Genomic DNA, 23,558 nt, shown 5'->3' on the forward strand with positions numbered 1-23,558 from the left:
TCAAAGTATTGATGCTTTTTATTATGTCGTTTAATGCTTTGTGCTTAAAAAACCGCCCCGAAGGGCGGTGATATTACTTCACGCAGCGCGCGCACTGCCCGGACTGGATCTGCTGGAAGAAGTCGTTGCCTTTGTCATCCACAAGGATAAACGCCGGGAAGTCTTCAACATCGATTTTCCAGATGGCCTCCATACCCAGCTCAGGGTACGCCACGCACTCCAGACTTTTAATGCTGTTCTGCGCCAGAATCGCCGCCGGGCCGCCAATGCTTCCCAGGTAGAAACCGCCATGTTTTGCACAGGCGTCCGTCACCTGTTGGCTGCGGTTACCTTTCGCCAGCATGATCATGCTACCGCCTTGCGACTGCAGCTGATCAACGTAGGAGTCCATGCGCCCGGCGGTAGTCGGGCCCAACGAACCTGACGCGTAACCTTCCGGCGTTTTCGCCGGACCAGCGTAGTAAATTGGGTGATCTTTCACATATTGCGGCAGCGGTTGGCCGTTATCCATCAGCTCTTTCAGCTTCGCATGCGCGATGTCGCGCGCGACCATGATGGTGCCGCTCAGCGACAGGCGTGTGGAGACCGGGTATTGTGTCAGTTGCGCGAGGATCTCTTTCATCGGGCGATTGAGATCCACCTTCACTGCTTCCCCCTCACCTGCCTGACGCAGCGCCTGCGGGATATATTTACCCGGATTCTGCTCCAGTTTCTCCAGCCAGATGCCATCGCGGTTGATTTTACCTTTGATATTACGATCCGCTGAGCAGGAAACCCCCATCCCCACCGGGCAGGAGGCGCCATGGCGCGGAAGACGGATCACGCGAATATCGTGGGCAAAATATTTCCCGCCAAACTGTGCACCGAGGCCAAGGTTTTGCGCTTCCAGCAGCAGCTCCTGTTCGAGTTGCACATCACGGAATGCCTGACCATGCTCGTTACCTTCTGTCGGCAGCGCATCGTAATATTTGGTTGAGGCCAGTTTTACCGTCTTAAGCGTGGCTTCCGCCGACGTGCCGCCAATGACAAAGGCGATGTGGTATGGCGGGCAGGCGGCAGTACCAAGGGTGCGCATTTTCTCGACCAGGTAATTTTTAAGTTTCGCCGGGGTAATCAGCGCCTTGGTTTCCTGATACAGATAGGTTTTATTGGCGGAACCGCCACCCTTGGCGATACAGAGAAATTTGTACTCGTCGCCATCCACGCTGTAGAGATCAATCTGCGCTGGCAGATTGCTGCCGGTATTCACTTCTTTATACATATCGAGCGGGGCATTTTGCGAATAGCGCAGGTTATCTTCGATATAGGTGTTGTAGACGCCGCGTGCCAGCGCCGCTTCATCACCGCCGCCCGTCCACACGCGCTGCCCTTTTTTCCCCATAATGATGGCGGTACCGGTATCCTGGCAGGTAGGCAGAATCCCCTTCGCGGCGATCTCTGAGTTACGCAGAAACTGTAGCGCAACATATTTGTCGTTCTCACTGGCTTGCGGGTCATCCAGAATATCCGCCACCTGCTGTTGGTGCGCCGGGCGCAGTAGGAAGGATGCATCGTGGAAAGCATGCTGAGCCAGCAACGTCAGCGCCTGCGGATCGACTTTAAGGATCTCCTGGCCTTCGAAGTGGGCGACGGAAACATGGTCGCGGCTGAGCAGATAGTATTCGGTGTCATCCTTTCCGAGCGGGAAAGGTTCCTGATAATAAAAGGGTTTGTTCGACATTGTTCTCTCACTTACGACACGATCTGGTTATTGTTCAGGCAGCATATCCCTCTGCCCTCTGGCATAGCGAGTCGCCATATCCTACACAATTTTTTAACAAAAACTGAGACTAGTACGACTTTTTGTCCCCGCAGGTTACTTCGCGAAGGTTTATTGCTTTAATGACGCAATAATGTGTTCAATTGAAAGGGCTTGATAATGCAAAAACTCATTAACTCAGTGCAGAACTATGCCTGGGGAAGTCATACTGCGTTAACGGAACTCTACGGTATCGCGAATCCCGACAACCTGCCGATGGCGGAGTTATGGATGGGCGCCCACCCGAAGAGCAGCTCAAAAGTACTGGATGCCAGCGGTCAACCCCAAGTGCTTCGCGAGGTGATCGACCAGGATAAACGTCGCCTGCTGGGTACTGCCGTTGCCGAACGTTTTGGTGAATTGCCGTTTCTGTTTAAAGTGCTCTGTGCCGATCAGCCACTCTCCATTCAGGTACATCCGAACAAGAAAAACTCTGAAGCTGGCTTTGCCAAAGAGAACGCCGCCGGCATCCCGCTGAGCGCGGCCGAGCGTAATTATAAAGATCCGAACCATAAACCGGAGCTGGTGTTCGCCCTGACGCCGTTCCTGGCGATGAATGCGTTTCGCGAGTTTTCCGACATCGTTTCATTATTGCAGCCGGTTGCCGGCGCGCATCCTGCGATCGCCCACTTCCTGCAAGCGCCGGGGGCTGAACGCCTGAGCGAACTGTTCGCCGCATTACTGAATATGCAGGGTGAGGAAAAATCCCGCGCGCTGGCGGTACTGAAATCCGTACTGGAACATCAGCAGGGTGAACCGTGGCAAACCATCAAGGCCATTGCGGCGTTCTACCCTGACGACAGCGGCCTCTTCTCTCCGCTGCTACTTAACGTGGTAAAACTCAATCCGGGTGAAGCCATGTTTCTGTTTGCCGAAACGCCACATGCCTACCTGAAAGGCGTGGCGCTGGAAGTGATGGCGAACTCGGATAACGTCCTGCGTGCGGGGCTAACGCCGAAATACATTGATATTCCGGAACTGGTGGCCAACGTTAAATTTACGCCGAAACCGGCGGGAGAATTACTGACCCAGCCCACCCGCAACGGCGCTGAACTCGATTTCCCGATCCCGGTAGAGGACTTTGCTTTCTCTCTGCACGATCTGTCGCCTACGGAAACCAGTCTGACGCAACAAAGCGCGGCGATTGTTTTCTGTGTGGAAGGCGAAGCGGTGCTGAGCAAGGGCGCAGAGCGTCTGGTGTTGAAACCGGGCGAATCCGCGTTTATTGCTGCAGACGAAACAGCGGTGGCAGCAAGCGGTACGGGCCGACTGGCGCGCGTGTTTAATAAGTAAAACTAAGTTACTGTATTTTTTAGCAAGGATTGCTAAGCTTGGGGTAACTAACTCAACAGTCCAGGCGGTTTACACCGCCTGGTTTCATTTTTTATGGATAAACACTATGAAAAAAACGCTGGTTGCCGCAGGAGTGATCGTTGCACTGGGTGTCGTCTGGACCGCAGGCGCCTGGTACACAGGGAAACAACTTGAAGGCCGTCTGGCCGATATGGTCAGTGAGGCAAATGCGCAAATTAAGCGCAACGCACCGGAAGCCAATGTCGAATTGCTGGCGCAGGATTATCGCCGCGGTCTCTTCTCCAGCCAGTTCAATCTGCAAATCAAGCCGGTAGACGGCAGCGAAAACCCGTGGCTGAAACCGGGTCAAAGCGTTGTGCTGCATGAAGTTGTGGATCACGGTCCACTGCCGCTGGCGCAGCTAAAGTCATTCAATCTGATGCCATCAATGGCGTCTGTTCATACCGAACTTGTTAATAATGACGTGACCAAAGCGCTGTTCGAGATTGCGAAGGGCGAATCGCCTTTTACTGCCGATACGCGAATTGGTTACAGCGGGGATACCCGCAGCGATATCAGCCTGCGCCCGCTTAACTCAGAAAAAGACGGCGAGACCGTGGCCTTCAGTGGTGGCGAGTTCCGCCTCACCGCCGATAAAGACGGCAATGCCATTTCGTTGAGCGGCTCCGCTGAAAGCGGCCTGGTGAATGCCGTCAATGAATACGGTCAGAAGGTACAGTTGTCGTTCAACAACCTTAAAACCGACGGTTCCAGCGAACTGGCCAGCTTCGAAGAGCGCGTGGGAAGCCAGAAACTGAGCCTCGATAAGCTCGCCATCGCCATTGAGAATAAAGAAATGGCGGTGCTGGACGGGATGAATATCAACGCAAAATCTGACGTCGCGGCGGACAAAAAAACCATTAACAGCCAGCTGGACTACACGCTGAATAGCCTGAAAGTTCAGGGGCAGGATCTGGGCAGCGGCAACCTGACATTGAAAGTGGGCCAGATTGATGGTCAGGCATGGCATCAGTTTAGCCAGCAGTATAATGCGCAAACCCGCGCCCTGATGGCGCAACCGGATGTGATGCAGAACCCGGAACTGTATCAGCAAAAAGCCACTGAGGCCTTCCTGAGCGCCGTACCATTGCTGCTGAAAGGCGAACCGGTCATTACCATCGCACCGCTGAGTTGGAAAAATGCCAAAGGTGAAACCACGTTTAACCTTTCATTGTTCCTGAAAGATCCTGCTAGCGTGACCGCAGCACCGCAAACGCTGGCGGAAGAAGTCGACCGGAATGTGAAATCTCTCGACAGCAAGCTGACTATTCCGGTGGATATGGCCACCGAGTTTATGACGCAGGTTGCGAAACTGGAAGGTTATCAGCAGGAAGATGCGGCGAAGCTGGCGAACCAGCAGGTGAAAGGCCTTGCCGCAATGGGGCAGATGTTCCGCATCACCACGCTTGAGAACAACACCATCCTTGCCAGCCTGCAATATGCCAATGGCCAGGTCACGCTGAACGGAGAAAAAATGCCGCTTGAGCAGTTTGTCGGTATGTTCGGCTTGCCGTCACTGCAACAGCAGGAACAGCCTGATGAAACCCCACCGCTGACACCGGCGGTTCCGCAGCAATAATCTGAAAAGCCCCTCTGCGGAGGGGCTTTTTTTATCCCATAAGGCTGTGCTTTCACGCCAGGGCTCACGGCCAAACAGATATGCTGCATGGCCGGATTCATTGCTGCGAACGCTGTACCTGACCAGAGAATAATGACGCAATTGCGCTTTGCTGGTTGCGCAACATAGCTTTTCACGGCCTTTTCTTCTTATAATGGTCTGCACTTTATCAAAAATAAGAGTGCGACCATGATAGATCCCAACCTGCCACTAACCGATATTCATCGCCACCTTGACGGCAACATCCGTGCCCAAACCATTCTGGATCTTGGCCGCCAGTTCAATTTAACGCTCCCCGCCGGGACGCTCGACACCCTGCGCCCGCATGTTCAGGTCACCTCGAATGAACCGGATCTGGTGAGTTTTCTGGCCAAACTCGACTGGGGTGTAAAAGTACTGGCATCGCTGGATGCCTGCCGCCGCGTTGCGTATGAAAATATGCAGGATGCCGCGCAAAACGGCCTGCACTATGTCGAACTCCGCTTCTCGCCGGGTTATATGGCCATGACCCATAACCTGCCAGTGGCGGGCGTAGTGGAATCGGTGATTGCCGGGATCCGCGAAGGCAGTCGCGACTTTAATGTTGAGGCGCGTTTAATTGGTATTATGAGCCGCACCTTTGGCGAAGCCGCCTGTTTGCAGGAACTGGAAGCGCTGCTGGCCCATCGGGACAGCATCACTGCACTGGATCTGGCCGGCGACGAACTGGGCTTCCCGGGAAGCCTGTTTCTACCTCACTTTAACCGCGCGCGCGATGCGGGCTGGCGTATTACCGTTCATGCAGGCGAAGCTGCGGGTCCAGAGAGCATCTGGCAGGCGATCCGTGAACTGGGCGCGGTACGCATCGGGCATGGCGTAAAAGCCATTGAAGATCCCGCGCTGATGGATTTCCTTGCGGAGCAGCGAATCGGCATCGAATCCTGCTTAACGTCGAATATTCAGACCAGCACCGTCGCGTCGCTGGCGCGTCATCCGCTGAAGACATTCCTTGAGCACGGAATTCTGGCCAGCATCAACACTGACGATCCTGCGGTTCAGGGCGTGGAAATTGGTCACGAATATAATGTGGCCGCCCCGGCTGCAGGGCTGAGCCGCGACCAGATCCGCCAGGCGCAAATCAACGGGCTGGAGATGGCGTTTCTCAGCGACAGCGAGAAACAGACGCTTCGCGATAAAGTCGCTACTGCGTAATAAAAAACCGCTCACGTCCTTGCGTGAGCGGTTCATCCTCAGGTGAGACTCAGCGTGGCGCGGTGTTTCGCCGACTCAATACCCAGTTCGATCAGCTCCATGATCCGGATAGCCTGGCTGGCCGGAACCGGGTTTTCACCGACACCGTTCAGCGCATCGCGGATCGCAGCATAATAAGCAGGGTAATTCCCCGGCAGCGTGAGCCAGTTCTCTTCCTGACGCTCTTCGCCTTCCACGCGAGTCAGCACCCCATCCCGCATGTCATAGCCCCAGTCCGCCTGCGGCAGGCGCGCACCGCTTTTCAGGCACTCCTCCTGTGGGTCGAGACCGTATTTCACATAACTGCCGCGGCTGCCGTGCACGATATAGCGGGCAGATTCAGCCGCCGCCAGAAGGGTACCGTGCAGTATTACCCGACGCTGCGGGTACGAGAGCACCGCATGGAAATAGTCGGTTGACTGGGCTCCGGGGCGTAACTGCGCCAAATCGACCGTCATGGAAACCGGCAGACCAAACAAGTTAACCGCCTGATCGAGCAGGTGCGGTGCTAAGTCGTACCAGATCCCGCTGCCCGGACCGCCCTGTTCGCGCCAGCGATTGCGCACCTGCGGGCGGTAGCGGTCGAAATGGGATTCGAAATAAGCCACTTCACCAAGCGTACCGTCAGCAAGCAGCGCTTTTAGTGTCAGGAAATCGCTGTCCCAACGACGGTTATGGAACACCGATAGCACACGACCAAGACTGCGCGCCAGCGCATCCAGTTCACGTGCCTGTGACAACGTCACAGTGAAAGGTTTGTCCACCACAACATGTTTACCAGCCTCCAGCGCCGCTTTCGCCAGTGGGAAGTGTGTATCGTTGGGGGTCGGGATAACAATCAAATCGATTTGCGGATCGTTAAACAGGTGTTTAGGTTCCGAAACAACCGGCACCGCAGGCCAATCCGCTTTCACTTTCGCTTCATCACTGCTGGAAATGGCCGCCAGCTCCATCCCTGCTGTTCCGGCAATCAGCGGCGCGTGGAAGGTTTTACTGGCATAGCCATAACCGATTAATCCGACACGGATATTATCACTCATATTGCGGCCTCTCCTCGTTGGATGAGCTATTTCACACTATCAGCCTCGTTGCGACAACCTGTTCAGTTATTGCCGGGCAAATCGTATAAATAAACATCGTTCAGCCCTGGTTTCCTGGCCTGGAATCTGCTTAAATCCCCGATCAACGCCTTGCCGCTAACGGGCGGTATCAGTAACATGCGTGGGCTAACATCAGGGAGTAGTAGAAGTATGGCCGCAATCTTCAATCGGATCATTGAATTAATGGGCTGGGTTGTGCTCGGCGTATCAACCATACTGTTGGTTTTCGCCAGCCATATTGATAATTACCAGCCGCCGGAACAAAGCATCGTTGCACAGAAAAAATAGCGTGCAGTGCATCCCTTACGGCGAGTAAATAAACAAGCAGATGTTTATTGCCAGTCATGGTGAAGATCGTTACTCTTCTACCGGGCGCTGTTCTGGCGCCCGGTTTCATCCGGAAAGAAAACTCTTAATTTAATGGCAGAACAATCAGCGACTATTTACGTCCTGTTAATAATGTTTATTATTCGAACGAATTATACACACCTGTATTTCTGCCTCTTTGATTATATGGATAACCCTCAACATGACCGTCCAGGACTATTTATTAAAATTTCGCAAAATCAGTTCGCTTGAAAGTCTGGAAAAATTGTTTGATCACCTTAACTACACCTTGAGCGATAACGAAGAGATCATCAATATGTACCGCGCAGCCGATCATCGTCGCGCTGAGCTGGTCTCCGGTGGCCGTCTGTTTGACATTGGATGCGTTCCTAAATCCGTATGGCATTACGTGCAATAACGCCACTGGCAATCAGCGTGTAATGCTTTATACTCCTCGCCCGGCGCAATAAACCTATCGCAATAATGCCTGAGCGAGGAATGCAATATGACAACACTCTCCGCAGAAAGAATCGGCGGCTGGTTGCTTGGCCCTCTGGCCTGGTTGCTGGTGGTATTGTTCAGCACGTCGCTGGCGTTATTAATGTACGGAACGGCATTATTGACGCCGCAAACCGTCACCATGCTCGGTACGATGCCCTTTCGCGACACACTGCTGTGGTTTGTGTCGTTCGCCTGCGCGCTGGGTATCTGGTACTACACCTTCTGGCTGGTGATTGCCTTTTTTAAACGCCGCCGTAGCGTACCGAAGCATTATATCGTCTGGTTGCTGATTTCCGTCTTGCTGGCGGTGAAAGCCTTTGCTTTTGCACCGGTTTCCGACGAACTGGCCTTACGCCAGTTGCTGTTTCCGCTGCTTGCCGCCGCGTTAATGGTGCCCTATTTCAAGCGCTCCACGCGCGTTAAGAAGACCTTTATTAACCCGTAATAACCTTACAGTTATCCTGTTGTCGCCCGGTGCTGTTTGACCGATAATAGGCGGCTTTTTTTATTTCAGGCCACATCATGACAGACTATCTGCTGCTATTTATCGGAACGGTACTGGTCAATAACTTCGTACTGGTGAAGTTTCTTGGCTTGTGTCCGTTTATGGGCGTATCCAAAAAACTGGAAAGCGCGATGGGCATGGGACTGGCGACCACTTTCGTGATGACGCTGGCCTCCGTCTGCGCCTGGCTCATCGATACCTGGGTGTTGATCCCGCTGGATTTAGTCTATCTGCGCACGCTGGCGTTTATTCTGATTATCGCCGTGGTGGTGCAGTTCACCGAAATGGTGGTGCGCAAAACCAGCCCGGCGCTCTATCGCCTGCTGGGTATCTTCCTGCCGCTGATCACCACCAACTGTGCGGTGCTGGGTGTGGCCCTGCTCAATATCAACCTTGGGCACAATTTCATGCAATCGGCGTTATATGGTTTCGCTGCTGCGGTAGGGTTCTCTCTGGTTATGGTGTTGTTTGCGGCGATCCGCGAACGCCTGGCCGTTGCCGATGTGCCCGCCCCTTTTCGCGGCAATGCGATTGCGTTAATCACTGCGGGCTTAATGTCTCTGGCCTTTATGGGCTTTAGTGGTCTGGTGAAACTGTAATGAGTGCGATTTGGATAGCCGTTGCAGCCCTGAGCGCGCTCGGGTTGTTATTCGGCCTTATTCTCGGTTACGCCTCCCGCCGATTTGCGGTGGAAGACGATCCGGTCGTTGAAAGAATTGATGAGTTATTGCCGCAAAGCCAGTGCGGGCAGTGCGGCTATCCTGGCTGTCGCCCTTACGCTGAAGCCGTTGGCAAACAAGGCGAAAAAATTAACCGCTGCGCCCCTGGCGGCGAGGCCGTGATGCTCAAAATCGCCACCCTGTTGAATGTCGATCCGCAACCGATTGATGGCGATGCCGAGGCCAGGGAACCCGTGCGCATGCTGGCTATCATTGATGAAAACAATTGCATCGGCTGCACCAAATGTATTCAGGCTTGCCCGGTGGATGCCATCGTTGGCGCAACCCGCGCCATGCATACGGTGATGAGCGATCTTTGCACCGGTTGCAATCTTTGTGTGGATCCGTGCCCGACACAGTGTATTGAACTGCGTCCGGTGGAAGCGACCACCCGTAACTGGAAATGGGATTTGCAGACCATTCCTGTGCGCACTATTGCCGTGGAACAACATGCTTAAGTTATTTTCCGCTTTCCGAAAAGAGAAACTGTGGGATTTTCACGGCGGTATTCATCCGCCTGAAATGAAAACCCAATCAAACGGAACGCCGCTGCGCCAGATACCACTGGCGAACCGTTTTGTCATCCCCTTGAAACAGCATATCGGCGCTGAAGGCGAGCTATGCGTAAACGTGGGCGACACTGTTCTGCGCGGTCAGCCGCTGACCCGTGGTCGCGGGCGCATGCTGCCCGTACACGCGCCGACGTCCGGTGTGATTACCGCTATTGCGCCACATTCGACAGCGCACCCTTCCGCACTGCCGGAAATGAGCGTGATCATTGACGCCGATGGTGAAGATCGCTGGATCGATCGCGATGGCTGGCAGGATTACCGTTCCCATAGCCGCGACGCGTTAATTACGCGTATTCACCAGTTCGGTGTCGCCGGTCTGGGTGGTGCAGGTTTCCCGACCGGTGCCAAGCTCCAGGGCGGAGGCGATAACATTGACACGCTGATAATTAATGCTGCTGAGTGCGAACCTTACATCACAGCGGACGATCGCCTGATGCAGGATTGTGCAGCACAAATTATGGAAGGCGTGCGTATCCTGGCGCACATTCTTCAGCCGCGTCAGACTCTTATTGGCATCGAAGATAATAAGCCGCAGGCCATATCGATGATGCGTGCGGTACTGGCGGGCAGTCACGATATCAAGCTGAAAGTGATCCCTACCAAATACCCGTCCGGCGGTGCTAAACAGTTAACGCAAATCCTTACCGGTAAGCAGGTGCCGCACGGTGGTCGCTCTTCCGATATTGGCATTCTGATGCAAAACGTCGGGACAGCGTATGCGGTGAAACGCGCTATCATCGACGGCGAACCGCTGACCGAACGCGTAGTGACCTTAACCGGCGAAGCGATCACCCGTCCGGGTAACGTCTGGGCGCGCCTTGGTACACCTGTTCGCCACCTGCTCGATGTCGCGGGTTTCTGCCCCTCTGCCGAGCAGTTGGTGATTATGGGCGGGCCGCTGATGGGCTTCACCCTGCCGTGGCTTGATGTGCCGGTCGTTAAGATAACAAACTGCCTGCTGGCGCCCTCCGCAAGCGAAATGGGTGAGTCGCAAGAAGAGAAAGGGTGTATCCGTTGCAGCGCCTGCGCTGATGCCTGCCCGGCGGATTTGCTGCCACAGCAACTCTACTGGTTCAGCAAAGGTCAACAGCACGATAAAGCCACCGCACATCATCTTTCCGACTGTATTGAGTGCGGTGCGTGCGCCTGGGTCTGCCCGAGTAATATCCCTCTGGTGCAATATTTCCGTCAGGAAAAGGCGGAGATCGCCGCCATCGCCGAGGAAGAACGACGCAACGCTGAAGCCAAAGCACGCTTTGAAGCCCGCCAGGCACGGCTGGAGCGCGACAAACTCGCGCGCCTCGAACGCCACAAACAAGCCGCCGTGCAACCGGGTGCGAAAGATCAGCAGGCAATTGATGCTGCTCTGGCGCGCGTCCGTGAAAAACAGGCTGCCGCCACAAAACCTGTCGTGATTCAGCCGGGCGAACAGCCGGATAACAGCGCAATGATCGCCGCCCGCGAAGCGCGAAAAGCGCAGGCACGTGCACGCCAGGCTGAAAAAGCACAGCGCACAGAGCAGGAGCATCCTGCGGCGACTGATGCCCCCGTTGATCCGCGCAAAGCCGCAGTGGAAGCAGCCATTGCCCGCGCCAAGGCACGCAAACTGGCGCAAAGTGGAGCCAATGAGCCACAACCGGCCATCGCAGAAGAACCCCTGGTGTCTGATGCGCCAGTCGATCCGCGCAAAGCCGCAGTGGAAGCTGCCATCGCTCGTGCCAAAGCACGCAAACTGGCGCAAAGTGGAACTAATGAGCCACAACCGGCCATCGCAGAAGAACCTGGGGTGGCTGATGCACCTGTCGATCCACGCAAAGCCGCTGTGGAAGCAGCCATCGCTCGTGCCAAAGCACGTAAATTAGCCCAGTCGCAGGCCGCCGTACCGCAAGCAGCCAATGATGACCCACGCAAAGCCGCGGTTGCCGCCGCCATTGCCCGGGTTCAGGCGAAGAAGCGTGCGCAACAAGCTGTCAACGAGGATTAAATGGTTTTCAGAATCGCAAGTTCCCCCTATACCCATAACCAGCGTCAGACCTCACGCATTATGCTGCTGGTCACGCTGGCGACACTGCCCGGCATTGCGGCGCAATTATGGTTTTTCGGCTGGGGAACAGGGGTACAAATCGTCCTCGCCATCGTCAGCGCGCTGGCGGCAGAAGCGCTGGTACTGCGGTTACGCAAACAGCGCGTCGGTCAGATTCTGGCAGACAACTCCGCCCTGCTGACCGGGCTTCTGCTTGCTATCAGTATTCCGTCTCTTGCCCCCTGGTGGATGGTGGTGCTGGGTACCGTTTTCGCGGTGATCATCGCCAAGCAACTCTATGGTGGATTGGGACATAACCCGTTTAACCCGGCGATGATTGGTTATGTGGTGCTGCTGATCTCTTTCCCGGTGCAAATGACCAGTTGGTTGCCGCCGTACGACATCGCTCGTACCGCGCCCGGTTTTTTCGATGCCATGCAGATGATTTTCACCGGGCATACCGCCACGGGTGCAACCATGGAAAACCTGCGTATCGGTATTGATGGCATAAGCCAGGCGACACCGCTTGATACCTTCAAAACGTCTTTGCATGCCGGTCACAGCGTTGAGCAGATCCTGCAATATCCGATTTACAGCGGCGTGCTTGCAGGCGCAGGCTGGCAGTGGGTGAACCTCGGTTATCTGGCAGGCGGCGTGTTCCTGCTGTGGCAAAAAACCATTCGCTGGCATATTCCGGTCAGTTTTCTCGTCACGCTGGCCCTCTGCGCCACGCTGGGGTGGATCTTTTCGCCTGCGTCGTTGGCCGCGCCACAACTTCATTTGCTCTCCGGTGCAACGATGCTGGGAGCGTTCTTTATTCTTACCGATCCGGTGACCGCCTCCACCACCAACAAAGGCCGCCTGATTTTTGGTGCACTGGCTGGTCTGCTGGTATGGTTGATTCGCAGTTTTGGCGGCTATCCGGACGGTGTGGCGTTTGCGGTGTTGCTGGCCAACATTACCGTGCCGTTGATTGACTACTACACGCGTCCACGCGTGTACGGGCATCGCTAAGGAGCCGGTATGCTAAAAACAATGCGCAAACATGGCCTGACGTTGGCGTTGTTCGCCGCCGGTTCTACGGGGCTGACGGCTGCCATCGATCAGATGACCAAAACCACCATTGCCGGGCAGGCAGCGATACAGCAGAAAGCGCTGTTTGATCAGGTTATCGCTGGCGATAGCTATAATAATGCGCTGCAACAGAGCTGTTATGTGGTGAGCGACCCCGCGCTGGGTAAAGGCCAGCATCATCTTTGGATCGCTAAAAAAGATGAACAACCGGTAGGGGCGATTATTGAAGCCACCGCGCCGGACGGCTATTCCGGCGCTATTCAGTTGCTGGTTGGCGCGGATTTTAATGGCACTATTCTGGGCGTTCGCGTCACCGAGCACCACGAAACACCGGGACTTGGCGATAAAATTGAACGGCGTATTTCCGACTGGATCACCCACTTTTCCGGGAAGACAATAGACGGCGCTGCCGACAGCCATTTTGCGGTGAAAAAGGACGGTGGTGATTTCGACCAGTTTACCGGTGCCACCATCACCCCGCGCGCGGTTGTTAACGCGGTAAAACGTACCGGCCTGTACGCAAAGACGCTCCCTGAGCAGCTACCCCATTTGCCGGTTTGTGGAGAGTAAACCATGAGCGAAGTCAAAGACGTTATCGTCCAGGGATTGTGGAAGAACAACTCCGCCCTGGTTCAGTTGTTGGGGATGTGCCCCCTGCTGGCGGTCACCTCTACTGCAACCAACGCCCTTGGTTTGGGACTGGCAACCACGCTGGTGCTGACCCTCACCAACCTGTTTATCTCTTCCCTGCGCCGCTGGACGCCGGATGAGATCCGTATTCCCATTTATGTGATGATTATCGCCTCAGTAGTGAGTGCGGTGCAGATGCTGATCAACGCCTATGCGTTTGGTCTCTATCAGTCGCTGGGGATCTTTATTCCGCTGATTGTCACCAACTGTATTGTTGTTGGGCGTGCGGAAGCTTTCGCTGCCAAAAAAGGCCCGGCGCTGTCAGCACTGGACGGTTTTTCTATTGGCATGGGCGCGACCAGCGCCATGTTTGTGCTGGGCTCCCTGCGTGAGATCCTTGGCAACGGCACGCTGTTCGACGGTGCCGATGGGTTGCTGGGCAGTTGGGCAAAGGTACTGCGCATTGAAGTGTTCCACACCGATTCGCCCTTTTTACTGGCGATGCTGCCCCCAGGCGCGTTTATTGGTCTGGGTATGATGCTGGCAGTGAAGTATTTGATTGATCAAAAAATGAAAAAACGGCGCGAGGCAATGGCCGTCGCCAGTAAAGAGCCGCAGGCGTCGCCCGGGAAGGCATAATGAACAAAGCAAAACGGCTGGAAATACTTTCCCGTTTACGGGAAAACAACCCGCACCCCACCACGGAATTGCATTTTAACTCTCCGTTCGAACTGCTGATCGCGGTGCTGCTCTCCGCGCAGGCAACCGACGTCAGCGTGAATAAAGCCACCGCCTTACTCTACCCGGTTGCAAATACCCCGAAAGCCATGCTGGAGTTAGGTGTGGAAGGCGTGAAGCAGTACATCAAGACTATTGGTCTGTTTAACAGCAAAGCAGAAAATGTCATCAAGACCTGCCGCATTTTGCTGGAACAACACGGTGGCGAAGTTCCGGAAGATCGGGCAGCACTGGAGGCATTACCAGGCGTCGGGCGTAAAACGGCAAACGTGGTACTGAATACCGCCTTCGGCTGGCCGACGATCGCCGTAGATACCCATATTTTTCGCGTCGCCAACCGCACCGGGTTTGCACCTGGCAAAAATGTGGAGCAGGTAGAAGAGAAGCTGCTGAAGGTCGTACCGGCAGAGTTTAAGGTCGATTGCCATCACTGGCTAATCCTGCACGGGCGATACACCTGCATCGCCCGTAAACCGCGTTGCGGCTCCTGCATTATCGAAGATCTGTGCGAATACGGCGACAAAACGGACTGAGCATTCTCAGAACGGGCGCATCACGGCCAGCAGAATAATCAACGCCACCGCACTGATCGTCAGTGCGGTGGCTTTTGTTATCATCCCGGTGCCCTTTACTGCTTCGCCTGCCGCCATACGGCGCAACGTGGCAGAGAGAAAACCGTGCAGGCCGGAAAGCAGAACCACCAGCACCAGCTTTAATACCAGCCACATATGCGGCAACTGACCGTGTGCCACAATCATTACTATCCCGGCTACCCACAGTAACAACATCGCGGGCGTCGTCACGCGACGACTCCAGCTACGCACGTCCCTGAGCAGGCCTGAAACCGTGGTGACATCCTTCTGTGCGGCGCTCCAGCTTGCCACCACTGCCATCACCAATATTCCGCCAATCCAGACAATCGCCGCAATAATATGCAATGCATTGAGCCATGGGTGAAAATTCATCTTTTAACTCCGAAGAAAAGGCCAGACAGAAGTGTGACAGCGCAACCGCACGCTGTCATGAACAAAGCGCGGCATAATCATTAAAAGTACGACATTTTGGTTCGCTGCAGGTCACCTGCCGGCAAAAATGCGCCTGAACGTGCTGATTTTACATCGATCATCGACGTGACGACTTTCACATCTTTGAAAGTTCTTTTTTGTCGAGGATTATCCGGAAACACGTCGCGCGAATGCAGATAATTCTCCCCTTATTCGTATTTAATGAGGGCAATCCTTTTTTTAGATGAAAAAAATCCTACCGCCCTGTGATAATCGTAACATTGCTAATACCTTGTTAAAAAAGCGTATCTTCGCCAACACACTTCGACCACAGAACAAAGTTTAAACAGCTAGTCACCATAGATAAAACCAGATACTTTTTATAAAGCAGTCCAATACACTACATTATGAGCAAAACAGCAGAATATATACCTTAAACCCAGATAGCGACGCTTGAATCCAGATGAAAAAACCATGTTTACTGAGATGGTGAAATTTAACTCTGAATAACAATTAAAATAGCCGAGCAATGTAACGATATGGATCTATGTAACAGAATATGTCAAAGGACTTGCCTGAAAGCGCAGGATAGTGAACATTACCCGCCGTTTCCCCTCCCAATATAACTATAAGCGTGATGAACTCTGGTCATTGCGCGCCGAACACCCCCGTTAATATGGGATGTAAAAAAAGAGGTATATGTGTCGACTGCAAACAAACCAACCGAAAGCGTCAGTTTGAACGCTTTTAAACAACCGAAGGCGTTCTATCTCATCTTCTCCATCGAATTATGGGAACGTTTTGGTTATTACGGCCTGCAAGGGATCATGGCCGTTTACCTGGTGAAACAACTGGGTATGTCAGAAGCGGACTCTATCACCCTGTTCTCCTCTTTCAGTGCGCTGGTGTACGGTCTCGTCGCCATCGGCGGCTGGCTGGGCGACAAAGTACTGGGTACCAAACGCGTAATTATGCTGGGCGCCATCGTACTGGCAGTGGGTTATGCGCTGGTTGCCTGGTCCGGTCACGATGCAGGTATCGTTTACATGGGTATGGCGGCTATCGCCGTGGGTAATGGCCTGTTTAAAGCCAACCCCTCTTCCCTGCTCTCAACCTGCTATGCAAAAGATGACCCACGTCTGGACGGTGCATTCACCATGTATTACATGTCCATCAACGTCGGTTCCTTCTTCTCGATGCTGGCGACACCGTGGCTGGCAGCGAAGTTTGGCTGGAGCACTGCCTTTGGTCTGAGCGTTGTTGGCCTGCTGATCACCATCGTTAACTTCTCCGTCTGCAAACGTTGGGTGAAAAACTACGGCTCTAAACCGGACTTCGAACCGCTGCGTGTTGGCTACCTGCTGGCAACTATCGTGGGTATCGTGGTGCTGGTGACGATCGCAACCTGGTTGCTGCACAACCAAGGCATCGCACGCATGGTACTGGGCGTCGTAGCACTGGGCATCATCTGCATTTTTGCCAAAGAGACTTTTGTACTTAAAGGCGCAGCACGTCGCAAAATGATTGTTGCCTTTATTCTGATGCTGCAGGCGATTGTTTTCTTCGTTCTCTACAGCCAGATGCCGACCTCGCTGAACTTCTTCGCTATTCGCAACGTGGAACACACCCTGTTCGGCATCGCGTTTGAACCGGAGCAGTACCAGGCGCTGAACCCATTCTGGATCATTATTGGCAGTCCGATCCTGGCCGCCCTCTATAACAAAATGGGCGACACCCTGCCAATGCCGTACAAATTCGCTATCGGCATGGTGCTGTGCTCTGGCGCGTTCCTGATCCTGCCGCTGGGCGCTAAATTCGCCTCCGACGCGGGTATCGTGTCTGTAAGCTGGCTGATTGCAAGCTATGGCCTGCAGAGCATCGGTGAGCTGATGATCTCCGGCCTCGGCCTGGCGATGGTGGCACAACTGGTGCCGCAGCGTCTGATGGGCTTTATCATGGGTAGCTGGTTCCTGACCACCGCAGGTGCAAACATTATTGCCGGCTATGTCGCGAATCAGATGGCCATCCCGGAAAATGTTACCGATCCGCTGATGTCACTGAACATCTACGGCAGCGTCTTCCTGCAAATCGGTATCGTTACTGCTGTGATTGCCGTGCTGATGATCCTGACAGCGCCGAAGCTTAACCGCATGACTCTGAGCGACGACAGCGCCAGCAAAGCGACTGAAACCGCCACCGCTTAACATTCGCGGGGAACACGAAATTTAAAGCCGCTAACGCAGGTTAGCGGCTTTTTTTTTATTCCACTGCGTAATAACCTATGACCGGAATCAGCCATAAGGAAACAATAATGAAACTGTTTTACAAGCCAGGCGCCTGCTCCCTTGCCTCCCACATCACCCTGCGCGAAGCCGGGAAAGCGGTCTCTCTGGTCAGCGTCGATTTGATGAAAAAACGCCTTGAAAATGGCGATGACTTTTTCGCTATCAACCCGAAAGGTCAGGTCCCTGCGCTGCTGCTGGACGACAGCACGCTGATCACAGAAGGCGTGGCGATCATGCAATACGTGGCAGACAACGCACCAGAGAGCCAGTTGCTGGCACCCGTGGGCACCTTACCGCGTTACAAAACACTGGAGTGGCTCAACTTTATCGCAACGGAGCTGCACAAAGGCTTCACCCCGCTTTTCCGTCCGGGTACACCGGAAGAGTACAAACCCACCGTCCGCGCACTGCTGGAGAAAAAACTGCAGTATGTTAACGACACGTTGAGTCAGCAGGAATGGATCAGCGGGGCACACTTTACCGTTGCAGATGCTTATCTGTTCACGGTGTTGCGCTGGGCGCGCGCGCTGAAACTGAATATGGCTGAACTGACGCACATCGACGCCTATATGGCGCGCGTTGCCGCACGCCCGGCAGTGGCTGCCGCAATGGCGGCGGAAGGGATTGCGTAAGGGTTTAACAATGGTCTGATGGCGAACGCGTCATCAGACCCGGAGATAAAGGCGGGGTTTCCCGCCTTTTTTATAGCTGTGTGGCACTGAACAGATGCCCGGGGTGTGCAATCCGATCCTGAGCCGCCACCACCTGAAGTTCGTACTCCTGCATCGCTTTGGTGGTGATCATAATTTCGTAGACTGCCGCCGTTACATGCTCCAGCGCCTCGCGAATCGTCGCACCCTGCAACAATTTCACCAGCATCAGCCCACTGGTAACATCACCAACGCCCACCGGCTGCCGTGCGCCAAAATCCACCAGCGGTCGGCTGATGTGCCAGGCTTCGTCTGATGTGACCAGCAGCATTTCAAAACGATCTGCGCTTAACCCGGCGCGCGCCAGGTGTTTCACCAGCACAATCTGCGGCCCCTGAGCAATTAATTCACGAGCAGCCCGTACCGCCTCTTCCACGTTATTGACGGCGTGTTCGCAGAGGATCTCCAGCTCAACCAGATTCGGCGCGATAATATCGCTGGCCGGTAGCGCATGGCGCACATGGAATTCCGCCACGCCAGGGGCGACGATACATCCTTTTTCCGGGTGGCCCATCACCGGATCGCAAAAATATTTCGCCCGGGGATTTGCTGCTTTCACCTGACGGACGATCCCCAGAATATGTTCACCCTGCTCGGCCGAACCCAGATAACCGCTCAGTACGGCGTCACAGCGCTGTAGCTGGCCAATGGCGGCAATCCCCTGCACTATCTCCGTCAGGTGCGCTGGCGGCATCACACTGCCGGTCCATTTACCGTATTGCGTATGGTTAGAGAACTGCACCGTATTCAGCGGCCAGACATTCGCACCTAACCGGCGCATAGGAAATTCAGCAGCACTGTTCCCCGCATGACCAAAGACCACATGCGATTGAATGGCGAGAATATTCTTCATGGTTGTTGCCTTGCAAGAATGAGCAATAAAAGAAGGGAGTGATTTCTCACTCCCTTCGTCCTCAGAGGGGTAGTAAATTACTTCCAGCAAACCAGACAGTAATTCTTCTTACCGCGACGCAACAGCGTGTAACGACCAAACAGACGATCGCTGTCGGAGAAGACATATTCCGGATCGGACTGTTTTTCACCGTTAATGGTCACGGCATTGGATGCGATGGTTTTACGTGCCTGGCCACGAGACGGTTGCAATTCGGAATCCACCAGCGCTTGCATCAGATCCGCGCCTTTCTCCATCTCAACCATTGGCACGCCATCCTGCGCCAGTTGCTCAAAATCCGCTTCACTCAGCGCACTCAACGTACCGTTAAACAGACTTTCCGTGATACGTTTAGCAGCGATAAGCCCTTCTTCGCCGTGTACCAGGCGGGTTACCTGCTCCGCCAGAACGTATTGCGCGCGCGGCGCTTTGCCGCTGTTCTTATCTTCTTCTTCCAGCGCGTTAATTTCTTCAATATCCATAAAGGTGAAGAACTTCAGGAAGCGGTAGACATCCGCATCGGCGGTGTTGATCCAGAACTGGTAGAACTTGTACGGACTGGTTTTCTTCGGATCCAGCCATACCGCGCCGCCTTCGGTTTTACCGAATTTGGTGCCATCGGCTTTGGTGATCAGCGGAACCGTCAAGCCAAAGACCTGGTTCTGATGCAGGCGGCGGGTCAGATCGATACCGGAGGTGATGTTACCCCACTGATCGGAACCGCCAATCTGCAATACCACACCGTGCAGCTTGTTCAGGCATGCAAAGTCGTAACCCTGCAACAGGTTGTAGGAAAACTCGGTAAACGAAATGCCCACATCATCGCGGTTCAGACGCTGCTTCACGGCTTCTTTGTTAATCATTTGGTTAACAGAGAAGTGTTTGCCGATGTCACGCAGGAAGGTCAGCACGTTCATATTGCCGAACCAGTCATAGTTGTTCGCGGCGATAGCGGCGTTGTCACCGCAATTGAAGTCAAGGAACGGCGCGACCTGTTTGCGGATCTTATCCACCCACTCTTGCACGGTGTCTTCAGTGTTCAGTTTACGCTCGGTAGCTTTAAAACTCGGGTCACCAATCAACCCGGTGGCGCCGCCGACCAGTGCAACCGGTTTGTGACCAGCCTGCTGGAAGCGTTTCAGGCATAACAATGGAACAAGATGCCCCAAATGCAAGCTGTCAGCGGTAGGATCGAAGCCGCAATAGAGCGCGATCGGGCCCTGCGCCAGTCGCTCTGCTAACGCTTCCTCGTCCGTCACCTGAGCCACAAGGCCCCGCTCTTGCAATTGTTTAATCAAGTTACTGCTTGCCATCAAATTCTCCATGTATAAAACGGATTGCACCTTTGCCGGTACACGACTTTTCGCCAGATGCGAAAGGATACTTCATGGGGGGCAGATAGAATAAAGCGCCGGAACACGGAGTGCCAGCGCTTAACGCAACATTTTTCAGGGATTACGGAGCGAGACGATCAATTTTCCACGCGTCATTTTCGCGTTGGTACAAAAAACGATCGTGCAGACGGTTCGCACCGCCCTGCCAGAACTCCATTTGTTCAATGCTCACGCGATACCCGCCCCAAAAACTGGGTAATGGGATCTCGCCCTGCTGGAATTTTTGCTTCAGTTCAAGGAACTTACTTTCCAGGATACCGCGTGCTGAAATCCGACTGGACTGTTTGGAGACCCAGGCACCGATCTGACTGTCGCGCGGGCGGCTGTGAAAATATTTCACCACCTCCAGCGTCGACAAACGTTCCGCTTTCCCGGTGACCATGACCTGGCGTTCCAGCATGTGCCAGGGAAAGAGCAGACTGACGGCCGGGTTCTGTTCGATATGGTGCGCTTTACGGCTACCGAGGTTGGTGTAGAACACCAGCCCTTTTTCATCATAATGCTTGAGCAACACAATACGCTGGTAAGGTTGCCCGCTTTCATCCACCGTGGCGACAACCATCGCGGTCGGATCGACAAGCTGTGCTTCGCAGGCCTGGCCCAGCCAGCGTTCAAAGAGTTTCAGCGGTTCAGCGGGAAGGTCGCCGCGGCGCAGGCCACCTTTGGTGTATTCACGGCGCAAATGCGCGATTTGCTGCAATTGATCGTTATCAGACATGGCGTTAGCGAGTGTAATCATCAGGTAGGGCTATTATGCGCCCCCCTGTGAAAATCTCAACGCCGCGGATTTTGTAACTGGCAGTTATTCAGCACAATACGGTCACGTTTATAGACCGTGGCGGTATCCCCTTTCGACCAGAACACGTAAACGCCATCGGTATAGCGGGCACCTGAGGCGGATAATCCTTGTTGTAGGGTCAGAACCTTATCCTCCCAGACAAAGCTGACTTGCTGGCGGGGGTGATTAAGTTTGACGGTAAGCGGCTTTTCATCACACTGGTATTCCAGCGTATCGGTTTGCATGCGTTCAACGAACTGGTGGTAATAACTACACCCGGCAAGCAGCGCGGGCAGGCAGGCGATCAACAATTTTTTCATGAGGTGTTCCCGTGACTGTCCTGGTCATGGAGGGCGAAACACCCTCCTTACGCTCCGTCAGTCTAACGGTGCACCTGCAATGTGGAATTCAGCTAACTCTGATTCTGGCGCGGGTTGGCCGGGAAAATCGCCCCCAAAATCGTGGGCGCTGAGGCTCCGGTTACCGACGGCAAATTACCGGGCAACCCCGCCAGTGTACGCCAGGCCAGCCAGGCAAACGCCAGCGCTTCCATATCATCGCCGCTGATCCCGGCCTCATCAGTCGTACCGACTTCAATGCCTGGCAACAACCCCGCCAGACGCGCCATGACCAACGGGTTGCGGCTGCCACCGCCGCAGACAAGCAGCCGTTCACATCCACCGCTCAGTAAAACTTGCTCAGAAATCGTCACCGCCGTCAGCTCTGCCAGCGTGGCTTGAACATCACTCCCGTTGAGCACCGGGAAAGGCGCCAGATGGCGCTCCAGCCAGCCATAATTGAAATACTCGCGCCCGGTGCTTTTGGGCGCGGGAGCGGCAAAGTACGTGTCGCTTAGCATGTTTTGCAGCAGCGGCAGGATAACTTTGCCTTCGCACGCCCACTGAGCATCTTTATCGTAGGGTTTGCCTTTCTGCCGCCAAATCCAGGCATCCATCAGCATATTGCCCGGTCCGGTGTCATACCCCCGCACGGGTTGCCCGGGGATAAGCAACGACAGATTTGCGATACCGCCAATGTTGAGCACCATACGGCGCTCAACCGGGTGCGCCAGCAGCGCATGGTGAAAAGCGGGCACCAGCGGCGCGCCCTGGCCACCCAGCGCGATATCACGACGGCGGAAATCCCCCACCACGGTCACACCGGTCCGCGCAGCTATCTGATTGTTATCGCCGATTTGAATCGTATGCGGCGCAATGCCGGTGGGTTCATGCCAGACGGTCTGCCCGTGGCAACCAATGGCGACGATATCTTCCGGGCGCAATTGTTCTCTGTCCATCAACGCCAGCACGGCATCCGCAAACAACGTGCCCAACTGCGTGTCCAGCCTTCCCAACTGCGATAGCGTAAGCTGCTGCCCCTGGCAGATATTGAGGATCGCCTCTTTCAGCGGCAGCGGAATGGGAAACGTCAGGCTTGCCTGCTGGGCGACCATCGTGTCATCGATGGCAGCCAACACCACGTCAATACCATCCAGACTTGTTCCCGACATCACTCCAATATAGCGACCCGATTTCATACGCCTTCCTTTAATGCATGACAGAGGGGTAACACTCCACCATAAAGCCGGGGGTAAAGCCATCGCGTACAAACACTTTTTAACAATCGAGTCTATTTCTGTTAAGTGAAATTAACATCGCCAACGCTTATAATCGCTTCGTTTAGATCGGGTTAAGCTCCCTGAGATTATGATTTTTGCCGGGATTTGGCAGAAGATATGACCTGGCATGAGTAAAATGCCATATAATTTAGCCGTGATGGATGCTCATAAGAGCGTTTCATGGTGAACAGGAGATTCATAAATGATGTTACGTGCACTGGCAGTTTCGCTGATTGGTCTTACCCTGGCTGGCTGCGTCAATAACGACTCGCTTTCTGGTGATGTCTACTCTGCATCCGAAGCCAAACAAGTGCAAAATGTCACTTACGGCACCATTGTGAACGTACGTCCGGTACAGATTCAGGGCGGTGATGATAACAATGTCATCGGCGCAATTGGCGGTGCAGTGCTGGGCGGCTTCCTCGGAAACACCGTTGGCGGCGGTACCGGACGTTCTCTGGCGACAGCAGCAGGTGCAGTTGCCGGCGGCGTAGCGGGCCAGTCGGTTCAGGGGGCGATGAATAAAACCCAGGGTGTAGAACTGGAAATCCGTAAAGATGACGGCAACACCATTATGGTCGTGCAGAAACAGGGCAACTCCCGTTTCGCAGCAGGTCAGCGCGTTGTGCTGGCAAGCAATGGTCGTCAGGTAACCGTCTCCCCGCGCTAAGTCAGGTTGCAGTGTGACC

General features: G+C 54.4%; 24 protein-coding genes. 16 read left to right on the top strand and 8 right to left on the bottom strand.

What is annotated here, in order from left to right; genetic code table 11:
• Window positions 1-73: 73 nt before the first annotated feature.
• Window positions 74-1,720 (bottom strand): class I fumarate hydratase FumA, encoded by a 1,647-nt coding sequence (fumA, locus tag O9K67_RS13700; RefSeq protein WP_061495413.1) that lies wholly within the window; start codon window positions 1,718-1,720, stop codon window positions 74-76.
• Window positions 1,721-1,918: 198 nt separating this feature from the next.
• Here fumA and manA point away from each other — a divergent pair, with 198 nt between their 5' ends.
• The 3 genes from manA to add all read left to right on the top strand — a co-directional run bounded on the left by manA (window position 1,919) and on the right by add (window position 5,960).
• Entirely contained in the window at window positions 1,919-3,091 is a 1,173-nt protein-coding gene (gene manA / locus O9K67_RS13705) for a mannose-6-phosphate isomerase (protein ID WP_061495411.1), read from the top strand.
• Between the two features lie 106 nt (window positions 3,092-3,197).
• Complete coding sequence (locus tag O9K67_RS13710; protein ID WP_061495409.1) at window positions 3,198-4,730, top strand: YdgA family protein; 1,533 nt, start codon at window positions 3,198-3,200, stop codon at window positions 4,728-4,730.
• A 228-nt stretch (window positions 4,731-4,958) separates the two neighbouring features.
• Window positions 4,959-5,960: an adenosine deaminase gene (gene add, locus O9K67_RS13715; protein ID WP_061495407.1), complete on the top strand. Its 1,002-nt coding sequence runs from the start codon at window positions 4,959-4,961 to the stop codon at window positions 5,958-5,960.
• A gap of 38 nt (window positions 5,961-5,998) precedes the next feature.
• Here the strand turns inward: add and O9K67_RS13720 are convergent, their stop codons facing one another.
• On the bottom strand, window positions 5,999-7,039 hold the full coding sequence (locus tag O9K67_RS13720; RefSeq protein ID WP_061495404.1) for an oxidoreductase: 1,041 nt from the start codon (window positions 7,037-7,039) through the stop codon (window positions 5,999-6,001).
• Between the two features lie 210 nt (window positions 7,040-7,249).
• Here O9K67_RS13720 and blr point away from each other — a divergent pair, with 210 nt between their 5' ends.
• The 10 genes from blr to nth all read left to right on the top strand — a co-directional run bounded on the left by blr (window position 7,250) and on the right by nth (window position 14,721).
• The gene (blr, locus tag O9K67_RS13725; protein WP_061495401.1) at window positions 7,250-7,387 is read left to right on the top strand and encodes a division septum protein Blr; all 138 of its coding nucleotides are present in this window, start codon (window positions 7,250-7,252) and stop codon (window positions 7,385-7,387) included.
• A gap of 241 nt (window positions 7,388-7,628) precedes the next feature.
• The gene (gene ydgT, locus O9K67_RS13730; protein ID WP_061495398.1) at window positions 7,629-7,844 is read left to right on the top strand and encodes a transcription modulator YdgT; all 216 of its coding nucleotides are present in this window, start codon (window positions 7,629-7,631) and stop codon (window positions 7,842-7,844) included.
• An 87-nt stretch (window positions 7,845-7,931) separates the two neighbouring features.
• Window positions 7,932-8,372, top strand: a complete 441-nt coding sequence (locus tag O9K67_RS13735; RefSeq protein ID WP_061495394.1) for a DUF2569 domain-containing protein — start codon at window positions 7,932-7,934, stop codon at window positions 8,370-8,372.
• Window positions 8,373-8,449: 77 nt separating this feature from the next.
• Window positions 8,450-9,031: an electron transport complex subunit RsxA gene (gene rsxA, locus O9K67_RS13740; protein ID WP_061495391.1), complete on the top strand. Its 582-nt coding sequence runs from the start codon at window positions 8,450-8,452 to the stop codon at window positions 9,029-9,031.
• Window positions 9,031-9,609, top strand: a complete 579-nt coding sequence (gene rsxB, locus O9K67_RS13745) for an electron transport complex subunit RsxB (protein WP_061495388.1) — start codon at window positions 9,031-9,033, stop codon at window positions 9,607-9,609. Before rsxA ends, rsxB begins: the two co-directional genes overlap by 1 nt.
• Entirely contained in the window at window positions 9,602-11,707 is a 2,106-nt protein-coding gene (gene rsxC / locus O9K67_RS13750; protein ID WP_061495385.1) for an electron transport complex subunit RsxC, read from the top strand. The genes rsxB and rsxC overlap by 8 nt, the downstream gene beginning before the upstream one ends.
• Complete coding sequence (rsxD, locus tag O9K67_RS13755) at window positions 11,708-12,760, top strand: electron transport complex subunit RsxD (RefSeq protein WP_061495382.1); 1,053 nt, start codon at window positions 11,708-11,710, stop codon at window positions 12,758-12,760.
• Between the two features lie 9 nt (window positions 12,761-12,769).
• Window positions 12,770-13,390 carry an electron transport complex subunit RsxG gene (gene rsxG, locus O9K67_RS13760; protein WP_061495379.1) on the top strand — a complete coding sequence of 207 codons (621 nt, stop codon included), beginning with the start codon at window positions 12,770-12,772 and terminating at the stop codon, window positions 13,388-13,390.
• Between the two features lie 3 nt (window positions 13,391-13,393).
• A complete protein-coding gene (locus tag O9K67_RS13765; protein WP_061495375.1) occupies window positions 13,394-14,089 on the top strand; it encodes an electron transport complex subunit E in 696 nt (231 codons plus the stop codon).
• Window positions 14,089-14,721 carry an endonuclease III gene (gene nth, locus O9K67_RS13770; protein ID WP_061495372.1) on the top strand — a complete coding sequence of 211 codons (633 nt, stop codon included), beginning with the start codon at window positions 14,089-14,091 and terminating at the stop codon, window positions 14,719-14,721. Before O9K67_RS13765 ends, nth begins: the two co-directional genes overlap by 1 nt.
• A 6-nt stretch (window positions 14,722-14,727) precedes the next feature.
• Here the strand turns inward: nth and O9K67_RS13775 are convergent, their stop codons facing one another.
• Window positions 14,728-15,153 (bottom strand): CopD family protein, encoded by a 426-nt coding sequence (locus O9K67_RS13775; protein WP_061495369.1) that lies wholly within the window; start codon window positions 15,151-15,153, stop codon window positions 14,728-14,730.
• Window positions 15,154-15,893: 740 nt separating this feature from the next.
• Between O9K67_RS13775 and dtpA the strand changes: the two genes are divergently transcribed.
• Complete coding sequence (gene dtpA, locus O9K67_RS13780) at window positions 15,894-17,396, top strand: dipeptide/tripeptide permease DtpA (protein WP_061495366.1); 1,503 nt, start codon at window positions 15,894-15,896, stop codon at window positions 17,394-17,396.
• Between the two features lie 107 nt (window positions 17,397-17,503).
• A complete protein-coding gene (gene gstA, locus O9K67_RS13785; protein ID WP_061495362.1) occupies window positions 17,504-18,109 on the top strand; it encodes a glutathione transferase GstA in 606 nt (201 codons plus the stop codon).
• Window positions 18,110-18,179: 70 nt separating this feature from the next.
• On the opposite strand, the gene pdxY is transcribed toward gstA, so the two are convergent.
• The 5 genes from pdxY to anmK all read right to left on the bottom strand — a co-directional run bounded on the left by pdxY (window position 18,180) and on the right by anmK (window position 22,788).
• Window positions 18,180-19,040 carry a pyridoxal kinase PdxY gene (gene pdxY / locus O9K67_RS13790; RefSeq protein WP_061495360.1) on the bottom strand — a complete coding sequence of 287 codons (861 nt, stop codon included), beginning with the start codon at window positions 19,038-19,040 and terminating at the stop codon, window positions 18,180-18,182.
• A 77-nt stretch (window positions 19,041-19,117) separates the two neighbouring features.
• Entirely contained in the window at window positions 19,118-20,392 is a 1,275-nt protein-coding gene (gene tyrS / locus O9K67_RS13795; RefSeq protein WP_061495357.1) for a tyrosine--tRNA ligase, read from the bottom strand.
• Between the two features lie 142 nt (window positions 20,393-20,534).
• Entirely contained in the window at window positions 20,535-21,191 is a 657-nt protein-coding gene (gene pdxH, locus O9K67_RS13800) for a pyridoxamine 5'-phosphate oxidase (protein WP_061499999.1), read from the bottom strand.
• Window positions 21,192-21,247: 56 nt separating this feature from the next.
• The gene (mliC, locus tag O9K67_RS13805) at window positions 21,248-21,571 is read right to left on the bottom strand and encodes a C-type lysozyme inhibitor (RefSeq protein ID WP_061495353.1); all 324 of its coding nucleotides are present in this window, start codon (window positions 21,569-21,571) and stop codon (window positions 21,248-21,250) included.
• Between the two features lie 92 nt (window positions 21,572-21,663).
• Entirely contained in the window at window positions 21,664-22,788 is a 1,125-nt protein-coding gene (gene anmK / locus O9K67_RS13810) for an anhydro-N-acetylmuramic acid kinase (RefSeq protein ID WP_061495350.1), read from the bottom strand.
• A gap of 283 nt (window positions 22,789-23,071) precedes the next feature.
• Between anmK and slyB the strand changes: the two genes are divergently transcribed.
• Window positions 23,072-23,539 (top strand): outer membrane lipoprotein SlyB, encoded by a 468-nt coding sequence (gene slyB, locus O9K67_RS13815; protein ID WP_061495347.1) that lies wholly within the window; start codon window positions 23,072-23,074, stop codon window positions 23,537-23,539.
• Window positions 23,540-23,558 lie beyond the last annotated feature (19 nt).

It is taken from the genome of Kosakonia oryzendophytica, from assembly GCF_027886705.1.
Classification (GTDB): domain Bacteria; phylum Pseudomonadota; class Gammaproteobacteria; order Enterobacterales; family Enterobacteriaceae; genus Kosakonia; species Kosakonia oryzendophytica.

Bases quoted from the DNA above. Each gene is read 5' to 3' on its own strand.
- mliC (WP_061495353.1), bottom strand. From the start codon at position 21,571: ATGAAAAAATTGTTGATCGCCTGCCTGCCCGCGCTGCTTGCCGGGTGT.
- O9K67_RS13765 (WP_061495375.1), top strand. From the start codon at position 13,394: ATGAGCGAAGTCAAAGACGTTATCGTCCAGGGATTGTGGAAGAACAAC.
- O9K67_RS13720 (WP_061495404.1), bottom strand. From the start codon at position 7,039: ATGAGTGATAATATCCGTGTCGGATTAATCGGTTATGGCTATGCCAGT.
- manA (WP_061495411.1), top strand. From the start codon at position 1,919: ATGCAAAAACTCATTAACTCAGTGCAGAACTATGCCTGGGGAAGTCAT.
- pdxH (WP_061499999.1), bottom strand. From the start codon at position 21,191: ATGTCTGATAACGATCAATTGCAGCAAATCGCGCATTTGCGCCGTGAA.
- O9K67_RS13735 (WP_061495394.1), top strand. From the start codon at position 7,932: ATGACAACACTCTCCGCAGAAAGAATCGGCGGCTGGTTGCTTGGCCCT.
- tyrS (WP_061495357.1), bottom strand. From the start codon at position 20,392: ATGGCAAGCAGTAACTTGATTAAACAATTGCAAGAGCGGGGCCTTGTG.
- add (WP_061495407.1), top strand. From the start codon at position 4,959: ATGATAGATCCCAACCTGCCACTAACCGATATTCATCGCCACCTTGAC.
- rsxD (WP_061495382.1), top strand. From the start codon at position 11,708: ATGGTTTTCAGAATCGCAAGTTCCCCCTATACCCATAACCAGCGTCAG.
- rsxB (WP_061495388.1), top strand. From the start codon at position 9,031: ATGAGTGCGATTTGGATAGCCGTTGCAGCCCTGAGCGCGCTCGGGTTG.
- O9K67_RS13710 (WP_061495409.1), top strand. From the start codon at position 3,198: ATGAAAAAAACGCTGGTTGCCGCAGGAGTGATCGTTGCACTGGGTGTC.
- gstA (WP_061495362.1), top strand. From the start codon at position 17,504: ATGAAACTGTTTTACAAGCCAGGCGCCTGCTCCCTTGCCTCCCACATC.
- rsxG (WP_061495379.1), top strand. From the start codon at position 12,770: ATGCTAAAAACAATGCGCAAACATGGCCTGACGTTGGCGTTGTTCGCC.
- blr (WP_061495401.1), top strand. From the start codon at position 7,250: ATGGCCGCAATCTTCAATCGGATCATTGAATTAATGGGCTGGGTTGTG.
- fumA (WP_061495413.1), bottom strand. From the start codon at position 1,720: ATGTCGAACAAACCCTTTTATTATCAGGAACCTTTCCCGCTCGGAAAG.
- O9K67_RS13775 (WP_061495369.1), bottom strand. From the start codon at position 15,153: ATGAATTTTCACCCATGGCTCAATGCATTGCATATTATTGCGGCGATT.
- pdxY (WP_061495360.1), bottom strand. From the start codon at position 19,040: ATGAAGAATATTCTCGCCATTCAATCGCATGTGGTCTTTGGTCATGCG.
- rsxA (WP_061495391.1), top strand. From the start codon at position 8,450: ATGACAGACTATCTGCTGCTATTTATCGGAACGGTACTGGTCAATAAC.
- ydgT (WP_061495398.1), top strand. From the start codon at position 7,629: ATGACCGTCCAGGACTATTTATTAAAATTTCGCAAAATCAGTTCGCTT.
- anmK (WP_061495350.1), bottom strand. From the start codon at position 22,788: ATGAAATCGGGTCGCTATATTGGAGTGATGTCGGGAACAAGTCTGGAT.
- rsxC (WP_061495385.1), top strand. From the start codon at position 9,602: ATGCTTAAGTTATTTTCCGCTTTCCGAAAAGAGAAACTGTGGGATTTT.
- slyB (WP_061495347.1), top strand. From the start codon at position 23,072: ATGATGTTACGTGCACTGGCAGTTTCGCTGATTGGTCTTACCCTGGCT.
- nth (WP_061495372.1), top strand. From the start codon at position 14,089: ATGAACAAAGCAAAACGGCTGGAAATACTTTCCCGTTTACGGGAAAAC.